The organism is Pseudomonas sp. URMO17WK12:I12, assembly GCF_000514395.1.
Taxonomy (GTDB): Bacteria; Pseudomonadota; Gammaproteobacteria; order Pseudomonadales; family Pseudomonadaceae; genus Aquipseudomonas; species Aquipseudomonas mucoides.
Genome location: NZ_AZVV01000009.1, coordinates 321,360 through 337,817, shown reverse-complemented (window position 1 = coordinate 337,817; position 16,458 = coordinate 321,360). Strand labels below are relative to the sequence as shown.

The 16,458-nt window shown below is 58.5% G+C and carries 17 protein-coding genes; 2 read left to right on the top strand and 15 right to left on the bottom strand.

Annotation, left to right across the window (positions count from 1 at the left end; genetic code table 11):
• Nucleotides 1–73 precede the first annotated feature (73 nt).
• Nucleotides 74–451, bottom strand: coding sequence for a hypothetical protein (locus D882_RS1000000132980; RefSeq protein WP_027922974.1), 378 nt, complete (start codon nt 449–451; stop codon nt 74–76).
• Nucleotides 452–1,093: 642 nt separating this feature from the next.
• Here D882_RS1000000132980 and D882_RS0114150 point away from each other — a divergent pair.
• Nucleotides 1,094–1,303, top strand: a complete 210-nt coding sequence (locus D882_RS0114150) for a hypothetical protein (RefSeq protein WP_027923854.1) — start codon at nt 1,094–1,096, stop codon at nt 1,301–1,303.
• A 225-nt stretch (nt 1,304–1,528) separates the two neighbouring features.
• Here the strand turns inward: D882_RS0114150 and arsN2 are convergent, their stop codons facing one another.
• The 9 genes from arsN2 to D882_RS0114105 all read right to left on the bottom strand — a co-directional run bounded on the left by arsN2 (nt 1,529) and on the right by D882_RS0114105 (nt 9,738).
• Nucleotides 1,529–1,975, bottom strand: coding sequence for an arsenic resistance N-acetyltransferase ArsN2 (gene arsN2, locus D882_RS1000000132060; RefSeq protein ID WP_081743961.1), 447 nt, complete (start codon nt 1,973–1,975; stop codon nt 1,529–1,531).
• 160 nt (nt 1,976–2,135) lie between these two features.
• Nucleotides 2,136–2,882 (bottom strand): 2-keto-4-pentenoate hydratase, encoded by a 747-nt coding sequence (locus tag D882_RS0114140; protein ID WP_027923852.1) that lies wholly within the window; start codon nt 2,880–2,882, stop codon nt 2,136–2,138.
• Entirely contained in the window at nt 2,879–4,315 is a 1,437-nt protein-coding gene (gene hydA / locus D882_RS0114135) for a dihydropyrimidinase (RefSeq protein ID WP_027923851.1), read from the bottom strand. The genes D882_RS0114140 and hydA overlap by 4 nt, the downstream gene beginning before the upstream one ends.
• Before the next feature lie 60 nt (nt 4,316–4,375).
• Nucleotides 4,376–5,272 (bottom strand): allantoinase PuuE, encoded by an 897-nt coding sequence (locus D882_RS0114130; RefSeq protein WP_027923850.1) that lies wholly within the window; start codon nt 5,270–5,272, stop codon nt 4,376–4,378.
• A 54-nt stretch (nt 5,273–5,326) separates the two neighbouring features.
• The gene (locus D882_RS0114125) at nt 5,327–6,196 is read right to left on the bottom strand and encodes a MurR/RpiR family transcriptional regulator (protein ID WP_027923849.1); all 870 of its coding nucleotides are present in this window, start codon (nt 6,194–6,196) and stop codon (nt 5,327–5,329) included.
• A 36-nt stretch (nt 6,197–6,232) separates the two neighbouring features.
• Nucleotides 6,233–7,468: a cysteine desulfurase-like protein gene (locus D882_RS0114120; protein ID WP_027923848.1), complete on the bottom strand. Its 1,236-nt coding sequence runs from the start codon at nt 7,466–7,468 to the stop codon at nt 6,233–6,235.
• Between the two features lie 20 nt (nt 7,469–7,488).
• Nucleotides 7,489–8,223 carry an amino acid ABC transporter ATP-binding protein gene (locus tag D882_RS0114115; protein WP_027923847.1) on the bottom strand — a complete coding sequence of 245 codons (735 nt, stop codon included), beginning with the start codon at nt 8,221–8,223 and terminating at the stop codon, nt 7,489–7,491.
• Nucleotides 8,220–8,897, bottom strand: a complete 678-nt coding sequence (locus D882_RS0114110; RefSeq protein ID WP_027923846.1) for an amino acid ABC transporter permease — start codon at nt 8,895–8,897, stop codon at nt 8,220–8,222. The genes D882_RS0114115 and D882_RS0114110 overlap by 4 nt, the downstream gene beginning before the upstream one ends.
• A gap of 64 nt (nt 8,898–8,961) precedes the next feature.
• Entirely contained in the window at nt 8,962–9,738 is a 777-nt protein-coding gene (locus D882_RS0114105) for a transporter substrate-binding domain-containing protein (protein ID WP_027923845.1), read from the bottom strand.
• Nucleotides 9,739–10,437: 699 nt separating this feature from the next.
• Here D882_RS0114105 and D882_RS0114100 point away from each other — a divergent pair.
• Entirely contained in the window at nt 10,438–10,749 is a 312-nt protein-coding gene (locus tag D882_RS0114100) for an addiction module antidote protein (protein ID WP_050590199.1), read from the top strand.
• A 105-nt stretch (nt 10,750–10,854) separates the two neighbouring features.
• Here D882_RS0114100 and D882_RS0114095 read toward each other — a convergent pair whose 3' ends face one another.
• From D882_RS0114095 to D882_RS0114075, 5 genes are all read right to left on the bottom strand, one after another.
• The gene (locus D882_RS0114095) at nt 10,855–11,649 is read right to left on the bottom strand and encodes a DNA adenine methylase (protein ID WP_027923843.1); all 795 of its coding nucleotides are present in this window, start codon (nt 11,647–11,649) and stop codon (nt 10,855–10,857) included.
• Nucleotides 11,650–11,850: 201 nt separating this feature from the next.
• Nucleotides 11,851–12,885, bottom strand: a complete 1,035-nt coding sequence (locus tag D882_RS0114090) for a phage late control D family protein (RefSeq protein WP_027923842.1) — start codon at nt 12,883–12,885, stop codon at nt 11,851–11,853.
• A gap of 52 nt (nt 12,886–12,937) precedes the next feature.
• Nucleotides 12,938–13,144, bottom strand: coding sequence for a tail protein X (locus tag D882_RS0114085; protein ID WP_027923855.1), 207 nt, complete (start codon nt 13,142–13,144; stop codon nt 12,938–12,940).
• On the bottom strand, nt 13,119–13,976 hold the full coding sequence (locus D882_RS0114080; protein ID WP_027923841.1) for a phage tail protein: 858 nt from the start codon (nt 13,974–13,976) through the stop codon (nt 13,119–13,121). The genes D882_RS0114085 and D882_RS0114080 overlap by 26 nt, the downstream gene beginning before the upstream one ends.
• A gap of 9 nt (nt 13,977–13,985) precedes the next feature.
• On the bottom strand, nt 13,986–16,331 hold the full coding sequence (locus D882_RS0114075; protein WP_027923840.1) for a phage tail tape measure protein: 2,346 nt from the start codon (nt 16,329–16,331) through the stop codon (nt 13,986–13,988).
• Between the last annotated feature and the right edge of the window lie 127 nt (nt 16,332–16,458).

Below are 16,458 nucleotides of genomic sequence, written 5' to 3'. Positions count from 1 at the left end.
CGGCCAATAGCAGCCGGTCACAACCGACGGAGAACAGCCAAAAGCGCATAATCATGACCGTCCGCCATTCTCTCTAAGCAGACGCGTAAGTGAACGGCTCCAGCAAAATTTGAGGTTCGACCCACAACCTTAAACCGTAGGGAATTACCGAATACCCGTCGTATCGCCCAGTGAAAGTATTCGAAGCTGCAAACTCCAAGAATTTACCGCGCTTGTCATCAACAACGCGGATACCGGGGCATCCAAGCATTGTGTATTTGATAATGGGGTTTGGTAGTGAAGCCTCACTCACCTGAATTTCCACATCAGAATCATATTGCCAAATTGTCAATTTCAGTCTGACAGTACCTTGCTCGATAACGTAACAGTGTGATGTTTCGAACTCATCCAGGGAGGGGAAGACGCCGAGTACGGCGATTAAATCAAAAGGATCCCACGTTAAAAGGGGCATAAAGCATCCTTTGCTGACATCACGGTGAATTTGATCCCATTCTAATCATCAGCCAATCTGTAACGCAGTTTTTCTCTAAGACTTGTTGGCCATAGGCAGGGCGATTTTTCGCAATCCATCACCAAACGAACATTCACGATCTGGAGGACTCTACGGTTTTTTCCCTCCGTCAGCTTTGGGTCGAATGCAGCCATTTAACTACCTTATCGAAGCCCACATTGCGATAGGCCTTCGAGTGCCTTTTCACATCCACGGGGATTTTAAGTCCCAAGAGAAAATCAATCAGGCTGCACCTTCCAATAGTTTTTCCGGGTCGCAATTACGCCTTTTTGGCTGCAATCCAACCCAATGTTTCCGCGTACCTTTCAGAGATTGCGGACCGGAAAAATCGTCCCATTTCAGCGTTAATGTATGCACTCACTCCGAACCAATCTACATCATGGTATGCCGATAACACATACCATAGCGCTCGCTGTGTGGCCCTTGGCCCCTAACACCCCATGCTGGGGCTGTAGGGAAACACGCGGCCTCCAGAGGAGGTTTTGCGCAGATCCCACCCTTGGCGTCCTGTCGACCATTCAACAATTATTCCAAGCTACGGATTTCACCTGCTACGCTGCTTCCATTCACGGAGGAAACGCGATGCCCAACAATGACCTGCTCCCTTCCCTGCTATTCAAGATCAACGAAAACCAACTCGCCCTGGAGGCTGCAATCATGGAGCTGACGCTTTGGGTAGAGCAGCGCGGTGCGACCGAGGTCGGTGGCAATGTTCGTGGCGCCTTGGAAACGATCGACAAGAACGAAGAGTTCATCAAAATGACACTCGCGGTACTTATGACACCAGAGTGATCGCTCATAAAGCTACCTCGTTTCCTGCGCCATCATCCCAACTTGAGCAGCCGCCCTCGCCCAGCCGGGTAACACTTCCATCGAACAGATGGCCCTCGGCAACCGATCATGTAAGACGTTAGAAAGCTACTGGCTTTGGGTCGACTGCGGCCCTTCGCGACAGGCAACAATCGGCCAAAAGCGGGCGTTCGCTAATAATGACCCAGTAGCGCCGCGATGACTCACTCAGCGCAGAGGGGATCTGCTTAACGTTTTCCGCAGGTAGCTTGCTGACGAAGGGCACAAATGCTTGAACTGAGCTGTCTGGGAAATTGCGACAGGTGCCTTATCCCTATCAAGCCGTTCGTACCCGTTGGCCGTGAAAAAATCAACAGCACTTTGGGTCAACAAATGCAGTCGGACTGCGCCTCGGGAGACCGCGTATTGTTCCAGTTCCGACAACACCGCCGAACCCAGTCCTGCTCCACGATGCTGCTCGCAAACGACCATAGATCGCAACAGGAGATCGGGACCAGTACCCTCCAACCCTCCATAAGCAACCAATTCCCCATCCACGTCGAATCGGTAAAACTGCCGCCCGCGATCGCTCACATCATCGTAGGGCAATCCAGCTTGACTCAGGGACGCACGGAGCTGATTCAAACCGCTCGCTTCTACTTCAATCATCTGCATTTTCAGTGCTCTTATAAGCTCTCTGATACTCAATGCTAGCAGGCTCAATCCTTATCGCCGATCAATCGACGACGGCACCTGAATTCGTCCGCTTTGGGTCGTTTTCAGCCGGTAGCGGGAGGGGCCTGGGGGAATGCCCAGAGCAAAGTCTTGAAACGCATCAAGTCGACAAGGTAACCCGTCCTATCCCGGCAAATTCAACTTCCACTCGCACCCCGGCTGGCGCCCAGTAGATACCGGTCCAGCTACCGCTAGCCACCAGGTCACCGGCACGCAAAGGGTTCCCCAGTGCTGCAGCGTGACGCGCCAGCCACGGCAGCGAACTCAGCGGCTCACCGAATGGATGGCTGCCAACGCCGACGAACTCAGGCTCCCCGGCCACCCGCAACGCCACCTGTTGCCTGGACCAGTCCGGCATGTCCCTAAGCGTTCGCGGTGCACCGAGTACCAGCGCGCGGTTGAGTTGCTGGTCGGCCAGCCGAAGCAGTGGCGAGGCCCGATCGCCCTGCAGCCAGCGCGTTCCACACAGTTCGATGCCCGGCATCCATACATCGACCGCCGCATAGGCCATGGCCAGATCAGTGTGCGGGTCGAGGTCACGCGACAGGCGCACGATCAGTTCTCCCTCGATCCCGAAACCGAAGGCATCGCCCGGCGGAACCTGCCAACCCGACGGGTGTACGGCCGTTGCCGGTACCCCGGCGGTGCTGATCAGCCCTCCCGGAGCGCCGCCCAGTTTCCACGCCGCCGGCGGCCCAGAGGCGAACCAGCCGAGGGCATCCGCCACCTGGTGCTGCACGGCATAGGCCTCGGCTTCGCTAGCCGGTTCCAGGGTTGGCAACGGTTGTTGCCGCCCCTCACGCCAACCACGAATCAGGGTCGCGGCCACCTGCGCAACCGCACTCACAATGACAACTCAGTCCTGCGTCGGCGCAGTTGCGCGGGCGCCGGGCGCTCGCACGGCAGAAACCGGCCGCGACCCGCCTCACCGCGCGGCTCGCCGTCCCAGACCACCTCACCGCGAGACAGGGTCATGGCCGGCCAGGCGCTCAGCGTCATGCCGGCGTAAGGCGTGTAATCGACGTTGTGGTGCAGCATTTCGTTGCACAGGTGCACCGGCTCACCTTCGTTCCAGATCACCAGGTCGGCATCACCACCAATAGCGATGCTGCCCTTGCGCGGATACAGCCCATACAGCTTGGCGGCATTAGTGGAGGTCAGCGCAACAAAGCTTTGCGGGGTGATACGCCCACTGCGCACGCCTTCGGACCAGAGCAGTGCCATGCGGGTTTCGACACCGGGAATGCCGTTGGCGATCTGGTCGAACGACACCTCTTCACCGTGGGCCTTCTTGCCATTGGGGCCATCGAAGCGAAAGGGTGCGTGGTCTGACGAGAAAATCTCGAACGAGCCGTTCTCCAGGCCATCCCAGATCACCTGCTGGTTTGCCGCATCGCGCGGCGGCGGGCTGCAGATGCACTTGGCACCTTCGAAACTGTCGTCACATCCCAGCGAGTCGGCGGTCAGGAACAGATACTGCGGGCAGGTTTCGGCGTACACCTTCAACCCCTGGCTCTGGGCCCAGCGAATCTGCTCCACAGCCTCGCGACCCGACACGTGCACGATCAGGATCGGCACGTCCACCAGCTCGGCAAGGGCGATGGCACGATGGGTCGCTTCACGCTCCACCAGCATCGGCCGCGACGCGGCGTGGTAGCGCGGCGCAGTCAGCCCGGCCGCCAGTAGTCGCTCGGTAAGCCAGGCGATGCAATCGCTGTTCTCGGCGTGGAGCATCACCATGGCGCCCTCACGGCGCGCGACTGACAACGTCTCGAGAGTCTCCCGGTCGCCCAGCTTCAGCGCATCATAGGTCATGTAGATCTTGAACGAGGTATAGCCTTCAGCAATCAAGGCCGGCAGTTCTTCACGCAGCACCTGCGGGGTGGGATCGGTGACGATCAGGTGGAAGGCATAATCGATCACCGGCTTGTTACCCGCCCGACGATGGTAGTCATCGACGGCAGCGCGCAGGCTTTCGCCCTTCTGCTGGCAGGCGAACGGGATGACGGTGGTGGTGCCGCCGCAGGCCGCCGAGACCGTGCCGCTGAAGAAGTCATCGGCCATTACCGAGCCGTCGCCCGTCGGCTGGTCGAGGTGCACGTGGCTGTCGACGCCACCGGGGGTGACATGCCGGCCTGCCGCGTCGATTTCCTGGTGACCTTGCGGCAGGTCCAGGCCAAGGGAGACGATGCGCCCATCACGAATACCGATATCGCTGGTGAACGTGTCCGCGGCGGTGACCACGCGGGCGTTGCGAATCACCGTGTCAAAAGGTTGCATATCAGGCCTCTTCCAGAAGTAACCGACCCAGCCGTGGGGACTAACGCATCAATTTTTTGATCAAGTTCGTTCAAGCCAGGCACGGGCGATTTCTTCGCGCGTAGCAAACCAGACACCGCCGTGTTGCTTGGCATACTCGATGAACTGCTTGATCGCCCTTACTCGCCCGGGACGGCCCACCATGCGTGGATGCAGCCCGATCGACATCATGCGTGGCCCTTCAGCCGACTCCTCATAAAGGACTTCAAAGCTTTCTTTCATGTACTCGAAAAAGTCCGATGCCTGCGACAGCCCCGGCGAATTCCAGTAGCGGAAATCGTTCACGTCGGCGGTGTAAGGCACCACGAGATGACGCTTGCCCTCGACCTCGACAAAGTAGGGAACATCGTCGTTGTAGGCATCGGAGTCGTAGAGAAAACCGCCCTCCTCAGCGACCAACCGCCGGGTACTGACGCTGGCACCGTACCGGCAATACCAGCCAACGGGACGCTTGCCGCAGGTGCGCTCGAATGACTCGATGGCCAGACGCATGTGTTCACGCTCTTGCTCTTCAGTCAGGCGAAACACTTCCTCCCAGCGATAACCGTGACTGCAAATTTCATGACCCCCTGCGACTGCAGCGCGTGCAACATCAGGGTTCTGTTCAAAGGCTACTGCGCAAGCATGGAAAGTCGCACGAACCGATTGCTGATCGAGAATATCCAGGATTCGCCAGATCCCGACGCGCGAGCCGTACTCGTACATCGATTCCATCGCCAGATTGCGTGTGCCATCGGGGATTGAATAACTGCCCCACTCGGTCATGGATTCCTGGTCCGGGTCGCCCATGGCGAGCGAGCGTTCGGAGCCTTCTTCGTAGTTGATCACCAGGCTGATGGCCAAACGTGCGCCATTCGGCCAAGTGCCTTGCGGGCGTTGTCTTGCGTAACCCACTAAATCGCGTGCAGGTGAAACCATCGGGATATTCTCCTGAAGTGACTGGTTAAATAAGAACGTGGCGAAAGTTGCGACTTAGCAGTCGATATCTTTCAATCGGTCATGGCTAAAGGTGCTATCCGCTTGCCAATCGCTGAAGGCCAGCCCCATGGCCAGGGTTTGCGCAATACAGAACGAAGCCGTGAGGGAGCGAAAGCCCAGTAATTCAGCGTCGTTGACCTCTATCACCGTATCGGCCATCTGCCCGATAGGACTCAGAACGCTGTCAGTGATCGCCACCAGCGTCACGCCTGCGGCCCGCGCCTGACGACATGCCTCAATGGTGTCATTGGCGTACGGCGGAAAGCTGACGGCTATCAACAAATCATCTTCGGCAATCGCGCTGACCTGCTCTGGCAACGTGCCGCCCGCACCGCTGATGTGCACGGCTCGCCGTCCCACACGACTCAACGCGTAGCTCAGATAGGCGGCAACCGGAAAGGCACGACGCATGCCGATGACGAAGGTGGTACGCGCAACTTGCAAATGGGCGATGGCGGCTTCGATATTGGCCTGTTCGCCGCCTTCGGCCAGGTGTTCCAGAGATACGATATTGGCCTGGCTGAACTCACGCAGAATTGCGCCGACATCACTTGGGTCCTCCAGCAACGTCTCGCCGCCGTAGTGCCGAATGCGCTCGCTTTGGGTGTCGGCAGCCTGCTGCAACGGTGCGCGAAACAGCCGCTGCAAATCCTTGAAACCTGCAAAACCAAGGGCCTGGGCCAACCGAATATAGGCTGAAGGCGCAATGCTTGAGCGCTTACCCAGTTCGGCCACCGTATTGAGTGCGATCTCATGCGGGTTGTCGATCAGGAATCGGGCAGCATCGCGCAGGCGACCGGTCAGTTGTTCGTGCTGGGCCGCTATACAGTCACGCAGCTCTGCAAGGGTTTCAGGTAAGGCCATAGTGAAGGCTCGTTAAATTAGAAGTGTGTACGCCGGTCAACGCAACGCATTGATTGCTTGATCCAGTGCAGTGATAAGGCGATCGACTTCTTCCAGCGTGTTGTAGTGCGCTAACGACACCCGCACCACCCCGCCAAACTGATCAAGCCCAAGGGCTTCAATAAGTCGCCGCGCATAGAAGTCACCAAATCGAATGCCGATCCGGTGCTCATCGACCCTGCGCACAACCTCCTCGGACTGAACGCCTTCAACCACGAAACTGATCGTTGGCACTCGATTGCGGGTGTCCTTTTTGCCAATGATCCGAACACCATCGCGCTCACGCAGGAATGCCAGCAGACGCTCGGCGAGCAAATCTTCCTGCACCTCGAAGGCATCGAACGCAGCCTGCATGCACTGGCGCTCGCTACCTTGTGCACCAAGTCGGGTGCTGATGTCGAGCAAGTAGTCGGTAATGCCGATGCAGCCGAATGACAATTCGTAGTTGACGTTGCCTGGCTGCAATTTGTAAGGCACCACATCCTGACCAATAAAGAAGTGGTTAAGACTCGGCAATTCCAGCAACAGATAGCGACGTCCCCAGAGTACGGCGAAGTGCGGACCGAACGTTTTATAGAAGCTATAGACGTAGAAATCGGCGCCGCTGGCCTGAACATCCACCAGGCGGTGTGGTGCATAAGCGACGGCGTCCACACACAGCTTGGCGCCCACCGCATGCACACGCCGCGCAACCTCGGCGACGGGATTGACCGAGCCGAGAATGTTCGAGGTGTGAGTCATCGCCACATAACGGGTGTTGTCATTGAGCAGGACCTGCAGGTCATCCAGCTCCAGCTCACAACTGTCGGGATTGACCTGCCACACGCGCAAGGTCGCACCACGGCTTTCGCACAGTTTGACCCATGGGCCGATGTTGGCCTCATGATCGCAATTGGTGACGATGATTTCATCGCCAGGGACGATTGATGGGGCGATGGCGCGACACAGAATTTGCAATAAGTGGGTAGTCGAGCCGCCCATGATCACTTCTTCGGGATGCTCGGCGTTGATCAACTGCATGACCGAGTGACGCGCCTGCATCACTCGCTCGCCAGCGACAACGGAAGGTTGATAGGACGCACCCAGTTGCACACTGTTGTTCAGCAGGTAATCACACACCCGCTCAGCCACAGTGCTCAACACCATCGAACCGCCGGCGTTATCCATGTAGGCATAACCATCGGCCAGACCTGGAAATTGCTTGCGAACGTAATCAATATCGAGAGGATTCACTCTACTTTCTCCAGCCGGATTCAATGGTGCAAGATGGCCTGCAGGAACGCTTTTGTACGAGGTTCCTTAGGTGCGGTAAAAAACGGTTCAGGGATGTTCTGCTCAACAATGCGTCCGCTTTCCATGAAGATCACCCGGTCGGCGACCCGACGGGCAAAGCCCATCTCATGGGTGACCACGACCATCGTGACGCCGGAGCGAGCGAGGTTTTGCATGACATCGAGTACTTCGCCAACCATTTCCGGGTCGAGAGCCGAAGTCGGTTCGTCGAACAGGATTGCGCGAGGTTCCATGGCCATGGTGCGGGCAATGGCAACTCGTTGCTGTTGACCACCGGACAATTGGCTGGGGTATTTGTGCGCGTGATCTCCCATGCCGACCTTGAGCAAAAGCTCCTTGGCCCTGGCATGCGCATCACGCCGACTCAGACCGCGAACACGGATCGGCGCCAGCGATACATTGTCAAGAACAGTGAGGTGCGGATAGAGGTTGAAGCTCTGAAACACCATGCCCACTTCGCTACGAATTGCGCTCAGTCGCGGACCGTTTTCAACCCGCTCACCGGCCACGCGGATATGGCCTTGCTGGTAGTCTTCGAGCAGATTGATGCAGCGGATCAAGGTCGATTTTCCCGAGCCGGACGGGCCAAGAATGACCACCACCTCACCTTCTTCAACCTGCAGGTTGATGTCGCTCAACGCTTTGAAATTGCCGTAGTACTTGTCGAGTTTTTCAATGTCGATCAACGTGCTCATGCGGTTTTTCCTCCAGAGGCGTTACGACGCTCAACCCAGCTGACCATTTGCACCAGCGGCAACAGCAGTAACAGATAGAGCAAGGCCGCCCCCACCAGCGGTGTCGGGTTGGCCGCCAGCGCCTGCGCCTGGGTTGCCTGCTTCAGCAAGTCAGGCATCGCTACGACTGAAGCGAGTGCCGTGTCTTTCATCACGTTGATGCAATTGCTGGTCATGGGCGGCATCACAATGCGGATAGCCTGCGGCAAAACCACGTCGCGCATGGTGTTGAAGAAACTCATGCCTTGAGAAGCCGATGCTTCGAACTGGCCACGGGGAATGGCCTCGATGCCTGACCGAAAAATCTCCGCACTGTAGGCACAAGAGACAAGCGAGAGCGCACTGGCAGCAGCCGCAAAAGACGACAGTCGAATGCCGACAAAGGGCAGCGCGTAATAGATGAGGACCAGCAAAACCAGTAATGGAATGGAGCGCATGATATCGATGTAGATACGCGCAAGCGCTCGAACAGGTGCGTAGGAGTACAACCGCAGCAATGCCAGCAACAGCCCGCCCACCAGGCCCAGGGCAATGCTCACCACCCCAAGCAAAATGGTCACGCCCAAACCGCGCATCATCAGCGGAAGCGAATCGACGAGCACGTTCCAGTTGAAGAATGTCTGCAAAAGATCCATGGGATACCTCGGTCAATACAAGTGGCGAACAGGTGTCGCCACTTACATGCATCATCAGCAGGGCTTACTTGAGGACGGCTGTCACTTTCAGGGTGCTCGAATCTTTATCGGCGTCGGCGCCGAACCACTGTTTGTGGATTTTTCCGAGCGTGCCGTCTTCTTTCATCTTGCTGATGATGTCGTTGACTTGATCGCTCATCGCCCAGCCTTTGGCATGCATCAGCGAGTAGCGCTCACCGGTAGGGATTCGAGCAATGATGGTGTATTGCGGCTTGTCCTTGATGTAGTAGAGCACTGCCGGAATGTCGCTGAGGTAGCCATCGATTCGCCCGGAAGCCAGATCGAGCATGGCTGGCGATAGCCCTTCATAACGCGAAACATCGGCAAACTTGTACTCATCCTTATGTTGGTTAATCCACATGTCACCCGTCGAGCCAGTGTCGACACCCACCACCTTGTCCTTCATGTCAGTCAGGCTTTTGACCTTGGAAGTAGTCAGTGCGGTGAGCGACTGGTCGCTGTCGAAGTAAGGCTGCGCAAAGGCTACCGACTCCAGGCGTTTCGGGGTAATGGTGATTGAGGAGATCGCGATATCGACACGGTTGGATTGCACGGCACTGAACAGGCCGTTGAAAGGAATATTGACGAACTCGACGCTTTTTCCGGCGCGCTTGGCCACCTCTTTTACAACATCAACTTCAAAGCCGACAAACTCACCTTTGGAATCCTGAAACTCCCAGGGCACGTTGCCAACGTTAGCACCTACGGTCCAGTCCGCGGCCCAGGCTGGCAGTGAAACTGCGGCCGTCATGAACAATCCCAACATCACTTTCGCTTTCATGTTTGCTCCCGATTGTTTGTTTTATTAGGTGCTAACAGCGGTGGATCTCGTACAACGTGGGATCGAGAGTAAATCAGTGGAGCATTTGTTTCAATACCTTTCGTCCGTGAATTTTTTGCTCCGAAACCGGCGTTCTCTTTCCCGAAAGGTGGCGTTCAAAGGCTTCTTGGCGCCATAGATGAATCCCCCCTCGCACAAAACCACCCTCCACAAAAAAGCCCACTGACAGTCACCGGTGTTGCCGCTTATGTAAAACAGGCCCCCCACCTCAGCCCGGTGCGGGGGCCTTTTTGATTGGCGGCGGAAATCACCACCGCCTAGACTGGTATACCGACCCCCGGCCCTCTGGTTTGACGCACCGTCGGCCGCTCATTCGCCTAGGAGCCTCCCCATGCCGCGCTCAAAAGAACCGTTGCCGGATGACCCGCTGCCGCTGCGCCTGCCGAATGGCCGCCCATGACCGCTTTCTGACCTTTGCGACTGAGCGAAATGGGGCCAAAACCGGGTAACAGCCCTCCGAATCTGATCAGTCATTAAGACCGAGGAACATCAGAACACTTAAATTTCAGAGTGCGGGATAGAAAGATCCAGCACATCGAGTTAATGCGTCCGGAATGGTCTAGATTTTCATATGAGCATCTTCACCGACTCTGGCGTAGCCATTGCTTTAGGAGACGCTTTTATCACGGGGAGGCTGCTATGCATTACACAGGTTTGGTTGAGTCGGACAGTCGAATCAGTGATAAGGATTTTGCCGCCCTTCTGGAGAGCGGTCTGATGGCGAATGATCCGAGCGTATTGATTGCTGCACTGGGCACAATTGCGCGAGACAAAGGAATGAGCCGGCTTTCTCGCGAGACCGGAATTAGTAGAGCCACGCTGTACCGGGCATTTTCTAAGGATGGTGATCCGAACCTTTCTATCGTTCTGAAAGTGGCCACGGCCTTAGGCATCAAAGTCAAGATCGTTGTCGCAACTGTTCCCAGAAATGGAGGCAGTTCACGGATATAAACACCACGGAAAAAAGCAGCTAAACGTGTGAGTCCGTCCGATGAACGTCGCCTATGGGCCGACTTCTGCCTCTCGTGATGGGCAGAAACGACCTAGGCTGTCACGTCAAAATAGTCCTCCCAACGCTGCTGGCTCCCAGTTCATGATCACCAGTTCGCCACTGACATCAGCCTTGCCTTGCCGCTGATTCGTCGTGGTGTAGCGGATGTCCAGCGTTTCGAAGTGAAAGCCTTCAAAGACCCGGCGAATGTCCGGATGATCGTTGATGCTGACCATCACCCTGCCCTTGCAGCGGCGCATGAAGTCGGCCATTCGCTCGTAGTTCTCAAACGGAAAATCCACCCCATACCCGGCGGTCTGCCAGTACGGCGGGTCCATATAATGGAAGGTGTGGGCACGGTCATAGCGTTCGGCACATTCCAGCCACGGCAGGTTCTCGACGTAGGTACCGGACAGGCGTTGCCAGGCAGCCGAGAGGTTTTCCTCAATCCGTAACAGGTTGATCGCTGGGCCGGTGGTGGCGGTACCGAACGTCTGCCCGGACACCTTGCCGGCGAAGGCATGGTGCTGCAGATAAAAGAATCGTGCAGCGCGTTGGATGTCGGTGAGGGTTTCAACGCGGGTCATTTTCTGCCATTCAAACACCTGACGCGAACTGAGCGCCCACTTGAACTGACGCACGAACTCCTCGAGATGGTTCTGCACCACGCGGTAAAGGGTCACCAAGTCGCCGTTGATGTCGTTGAGCACCTCCACCGGCGCGGCCTGGGGTCGCATAAAGTAAAGCGCAGCACCTCCGGCAAAGACCTCGACGTAGCATTCGTGAGGGGGAAACAGGGGGATGAGGCGATCGGCCAGACGGCGTTTGCCGCCCATCCAAGGGATAATAGGGGTAGACATAGATAGCAAGACCTTTACTGTATAAATAAACAGGTGCTAGGCTCGCTCCGCTTTGTGCACAGAGCGGGAGCCTTGGCGGGACTTGCAGGGACAATCTGCGGGGACGGTGGCCAGGCTGAATGTTGACGCATTCAGCTTGGCCGCTCCTTTACTTTGAAATTAAAACCTCGTTGACCTGGGACAACTCACGCGCCCGGGCCATCAAACTGGCACTTTTAGTACGACTTTCTGCGGCTTCCCTGACGCCTTGGCCTTGCCCTCCTTACCGCCGTTGCATTCCACCGACACCGTCCACCCGGATGGGGTGAAGGTGTGATCGACCGACTCCGCCAAATACTCACCATCGAGCCCACGCTTGAATCCCTGCGCTTCGATCATGCATTCGGCAAACAGGTCCGTCCGACCCGACAGGTCGAGGCGCACCGAGGCCGTCGAACGATTGAACGCCGCCAGGCGTGCCTTCGCCGCCTCATCGGCCGCCGTGCAGTCCGGGTAGAGATGGCGGTCGGTATGCACCGGCGGCAGGCCCTCGGGCACGTTGGGGTTGTCCAGGTGCGATACCATCAATTCACCGCTGGCCGGGTCCTGGTACTGGGTGCTTACGCCCTGATGGGCACTGCGATCGCTCAAGCGAAACTGCCAGCGGGTCACGTCATTGCGTTGCAAGGTGATCACACCCAAGGCCTTACCACTCGCACTCTGCCCACCTTGTCGCGGCAGAACCAACAGCTTGCCGTCGGCCACCTTGGCGGTGCAGTCGTGTTTCTTGGCCAGGCGGGTGATGAAGTTGAAATCGGATTCATTGAGCTGATCCATGCGCGGCACACGAGTTTCGACCGGGCACGACGGCTGCCAGCCATTTCGCGCGGCCACATCGCCGACGATCTGCGCCAGACTGACGTCTTCCCAACTGCCACTGCGGGTGGTCTTGCCGCTGCCGCGCATATCGCTGGCCTTGCCGCTGATCACCAGCGTGTCCGGCGGGCCGGAAACGGCCACCTCGTCCACGGTGTAGCGGCCCATGCGGGTCAGGTCGGCGCCGGCATAACCCAGGTAGACTTCGATACTCGCGCCCCGCACGGGCAGCGACACCGCGCCGTCCCGGTCATCAATGCGCAGCTCAAACGAATCTGAGGCCATACCGGGCCGATCGGAGAGCTGCAGCGAGACCAGCCGATCATTGATCAAGGTGGTGATGTCGGCACCGTCGGCGACGATGCGGAAAAGCGGTTGCATGTCGGCACTCCAGACAAGAAAAAGCCCGCACTGAGCGGGCTGAGTAATGGGATCAATCCCACAGGGAAATCACGCTGTCGGGCTCGATCACCAGATCCGGCAGCGTGATCAACACACCCGCCCGGAACGGCTGCGGCTCATCGGCCAGGCCCTGATTGGCCGCCAGCACCGCTTCGACGCTGCGGTTCAGGTGGCCGTAATAGTGGTGGCACAGGGTGTCGAGTAGATCCCCGTCAGCTGTTCTGCAAGTCATCGCCATAACGGACAAACTCCAGTGAAAAGCCCTGCTTGCGCGGGATCGCCCCAGGCAGCAAAGCGCTTTGTTCTTCGTCGATGTTGGTCAGGCACCAGTTGCCCAGCACCTCGCCGTAACCGGTGGTCAAGTTCAGCGGCAACAACTTCGCGCCGATGCTGCGCAGCGTATCCAGTTGCTTCAGTCCGCCTTTGTAGCTTGGGTAGATCGCACCCTTGATCGTGATTTTCTCCTCGCCCTGACCCACGGCCTGCTGCGCCGGACGCCGGGTCAGGCGTTCCTGCGCGGCCCAGCGAAACGACGTCTGCCGACGCAGCTCGTCAAAGGCCGCCGTGTCCAGGTTGAAGTAATACGGCCGCTCGTTGGCCTTGAGCGGATAGATGATCAGCAGATGCGGGAACGGCTTCACCGCGTCGGGAATCGGCGACATGTCGCCGGCAAACCATTCCGTAGGGAAGATATTGCCCAGCGCGGCATTGGCCTTGCCGGCGACCTTATTGAACGCCGCGCCAAAGCGGCCAATCTGCTCAGTCAGCGCGGAAAAGTGTTGCTCGAACTGCGCTAGGGATCGTTGAGTCTGGTTATAGAAACTCGCGACTTTGCCGATCTTGGCCTGCGCCGAGTTGATCGCACTTTGCAGGCGGCGGGTTTTGTCACTGAGGTCTTCGCTGATAAAAGGCAAGCCTTCCAGCGCATCCGCCGCCCCGCTGATTTCGTTGAGCGCGCCATTCATGGGCCCGGTCATCGACTCCAGGTCAGTGCGGCCGGCCTCGCCGGCGTCGACCATGTACTTCAGCCCGCCCTGCAAGTGTTGCAGGTAGGTTTTTTCATCCGACATAACATTTCCTCAACCCACATGGGGCGCATCAAACAACTGGCGGGCGCGCGCCTCCCGGGCGAAGTCCTCAAACTGGCGCTGCAGGTGCGGCATCAACGCTTGGGCCAACTGCGCCGGGTCTTTCACATCGCCCTGCACGGTAATGACCGGGGCCGGGGCGAAAGTAAATTGTTGATCGACCTTCGGCCATTCGGCTGCCTTTGCCGCAGGGGTCGCCATCAATGCCGCCGCCGTCACCGGCGCGGCGGGAGCGTTTTCCATCGAGCGCACGACCGCGCCCACTTCCTGGCCGGCAGCCATGGGCAAGATGCCGATCGGCGCTTTGGCCGGCGTGTCCGGCCCGCCAAACAACGCCTTACCCATGGTCGCGCCCAGCTCACCGCCGCCCCACGCGCCGACGATGCCACCGATCACTCCGCCAATCGCGGTGCCGAGCAGCGGAATGACCGAACCAATGGCCGCACCGGCTGCTGCACCCGCCAAACCACCGGCCAGCCCACCCGCTGCCTCACCGTAGCCCGCGGCCTTTTCATCAAGGGTGGTCGCATTCTGGTACGTGTCCAATGCCTGAACGCCGGCACCGACCACCGCCAGCGCCCCGCCCACTTTCATGCCACGGGACATTCGACTTGCAGGGCTTTTGCCCTTTCCGCCCTTCCCTTCTTTGCCGTGATCCAGCCCGTCGTCTTCGTCGTCATTCGCGTTGGTCACGAACACCCGCTGCACGATGTTGGACCGGTCGCCAGCCGAACCTCGCGCGATGTTGGCCAGGCCCCGGCCAATCTTCAGCGTGGCCCAGGCTTTGCCCAGCACCAATGCCCCGGCACTCACTGCCGCCAGGCCCAGCACCACTTGGGGCGCTTGCTCGGACAACGCGGTCAAGCCCCGCGCCGCGCCGGCGATACCGGTGGCCAGCGCATCCGTCGCCGGTCGCAGGGCGTCACCAATGGCCCGCAGCGAATCGTTGAACGCTTGACCGGTTTCGGCCCAGCGTTGCGACGAGCTCTCGCGACGTTCGCTCAGGTTTTTGTCGAGAATGTCCTTGCGCGGGCCGCTGGGGTCCGAGGCGCCCTTTTTCAGGTCCGCGTAGAATTTTTTGTTCTGGGTGTACGCCATCAGGGCGGTCTTGACCTGCATGTCGGCAAACAGATCGCCGGTCCGCAGGGTGGCGGCCAAGGCATCGGCCATCGCTTGCGCCTTGGCCGGGTCCGTCTCCTGGCTGATCTGGGTCAACCCCTGATCCAACTGCTTTGACTTTTTCGGGTCGGTCTTTTCCACATACCGGCGCGCCAGTTCGAAGCTGGCCTCGAAGGTCGACAAGCCCTTGCCAATGGCGGCGTTCATCGAGCCCTGATAATCAATCCCGGCATCGGCATACCCTTTGACCGTTTCCTCCGAACCGATTTTTGCGACCCAGTTTTTTAGGTTGTTCGCCGCTTCATCCGCACTGCCGGCGCTCTTAATCTGCACCTGCAGCATCGCCCCCAGTTGCGTGACCGCCTCCTGGCCGGTGATGCCGGTGCCGGCCATTTGCGCCAACAGCTCTGGAAACCACTTGGCCATGTCGGCCGCCTCGAAGCTGCCTTGCTGACCCAGCAGGGCGACCGAGGCCAAGGCCTGTTCCATTTTCTGCGGGTCGGTGATCTTGGCGTTGTTCTGCATCGCCAGAATCATCTTCGCCGTATCGGCACCCGAAGCGCCCTGCCCGACCGCAAACTTGGCGGCCACCGGAGCGTATTTCAGCGCTTCGGTCAGATCCATGCCGCCACCGACCAACTGGTTCACCAGCTCGGCCACTTGGGTGTTGGCCATACCGGTGTCCTTTGAGGTCTGGACAATGTCGCGGGCGGTGTTTACTTCCTGCTGCGTGTTCGCGGTACCGGACTTGATCGCGATGTCGCGAATGATCGCCTGAAAGTCCGCACTGATTTTGGTCGGCACGGCCGCCAGGGTGGTACCGGCCACCGCCGTACCGAATCCACTGCGCAGGCTCTCCTGCCCGTCCTGCACCTGGCCCATACCTTTGGCCTTGAACTCGGCACTGCGCACCACCTTGCCCAGCGCCAGGTACTCCTGACGCAGGCGCCCGACTTCAACACCCTGCTTGCGCAGGCTGCTGGTGTTGGCTTCCAGCTTTTTGAGCAAGGCGCCGGCATTGGCCGCGCCGCTGTCGTGGGCTTTTTTCCATTCCTCGCGCAGGCGCATGGTCTCGCCGATGACTTTCTGCAAGCCCTTGGCGCGCGTGGTTTGCGCCTCGAGCTTTTTCATTTCACCGCTGACGTTCTTGAAGGCCGCGCCGAGGGATGAATCGACAGCACCGCCAATCACCAGCCCGAGCGAGAGTTTGTTCGACATGGTTTTCACCTACGTGCGACGGGATGGGCTCAGTCCGTGAGCCACCAGACCATCTCGGAAAACGACAGCCCCTGAATCTCGGCCGCCGAAAAATTCAGCTCGACGGCCAAGCGTTTGGCCAGGGCTT

What these genes read in the sequence shown, in the direction of transcription:
- D882_RS1000000132980 (WP_027922974.1), bottom strand. Translation starts at nt 451, where the DNA reads ATGCCCCTTTTAACGTGGGATCCTTTTGATTTAATCGCCGTACTCGGC.
- D882_RS0114150 (WP_027923854.1), top strand. Translation starts at nt 1,094, where the DNA reads ATGCCCAACAATGACCTGCTCCCTTCCCTGCTATTCAAGATCAACGAA.
- arsN2 (WP_081743961.1), bottom strand. Translation starts at nt 1,975, where the DNA reads ATGCAGATGATTGAAGTAGAAGCGAGCGGTTTGAATCAGCTCCGTGCG.
- hydA (WP_027923851.1), bottom strand. Translation starts at nt 4,315, where the DNA reads ATGCAACCTTTTGACACGGTGATTCGCAACGCCCGCGTGGTCACCGCC.
- D882_RS0114130 (WP_027923850.1), bottom strand. Translation starts at nt 5,272, where the DNA reads ATGGTTTCACCTGCACGCGATTTAGTGGGTTACGCAAGACAACGCCCG.
- D882_RS0114125 (WP_027923849.1), bottom strand. Translation starts at nt 6,196, where the DNA reads ATGGCCTTACCTGAAACCCTTGCAGAGCTGCGTGACTGTATAGCGGCC.
- D882_RS0114115 (WP_027923847.1), bottom strand. Translation starts at nt 8,223, where the DNA reads ATGAGCACGTTGATCGACATTGAAAAACTCGACAAGTACTACGGCAAT.
- D882_RS0114110 (WP_027923846.1), bottom strand. Translation starts at nt 8,897, where the DNA reads ATGGATCTTTTGCAGACATTCTTCAACTGGAACGTGCTCGTCGATTCG.
- D882_RS0114105 (WP_027923845.1), bottom strand. Translation starts at nt 9,738, where the DNA reads ATGAAAGCGAAAGTGATGTTGGGATTGTTCATGACGGCCGCAGTTTCA.
- D882_RS0114100 (WP_050590199.1), top strand. Translation starts at nt 10,438, where the DNA reads ATGCATTACACAGGTTTGGTTGAGTCGGACAGTCGAATCAGTGATAAG.
- D882_RS0114095 (WP_027923843.1), bottom strand. Translation starts at nt 11,649, where the DNA reads ATGTCTACCCCTATTATCCCTTGGATGGGCGGCAAACGCCGTCTGGCC.
- D882_RS0114090 (WP_027923842.1), bottom strand. Translation starts at nt 12,885, where the DNA reads ATGCAACCGCTTTTCCGCATCGTCGCCGACGGTGCCGACATCACCACC.
- D882_RS0114085 (WP_027923855.1), bottom strand. Translation starts at nt 13,144, where the DNA reads ATGGCGATGACTTGCAGAACAGCTGACGGGGATCTACTCGACACCCTG.
- D882_RS0114080 (WP_027923841.1), bottom strand. Translation starts at nt 13,976, where the DNA reads ATGTCGGATGAAAAAACCTACCTGCAACACTTGCAGGGCGGGCTGAAG.
- D882_RS0114075 (WP_027923840.1), bottom strand. Translation starts at nt 16,331, where the DNA reads ATGTCGAACAAACTCTCGCTCGGGCTGGTGATTGGCGGTGCTGTCGAT.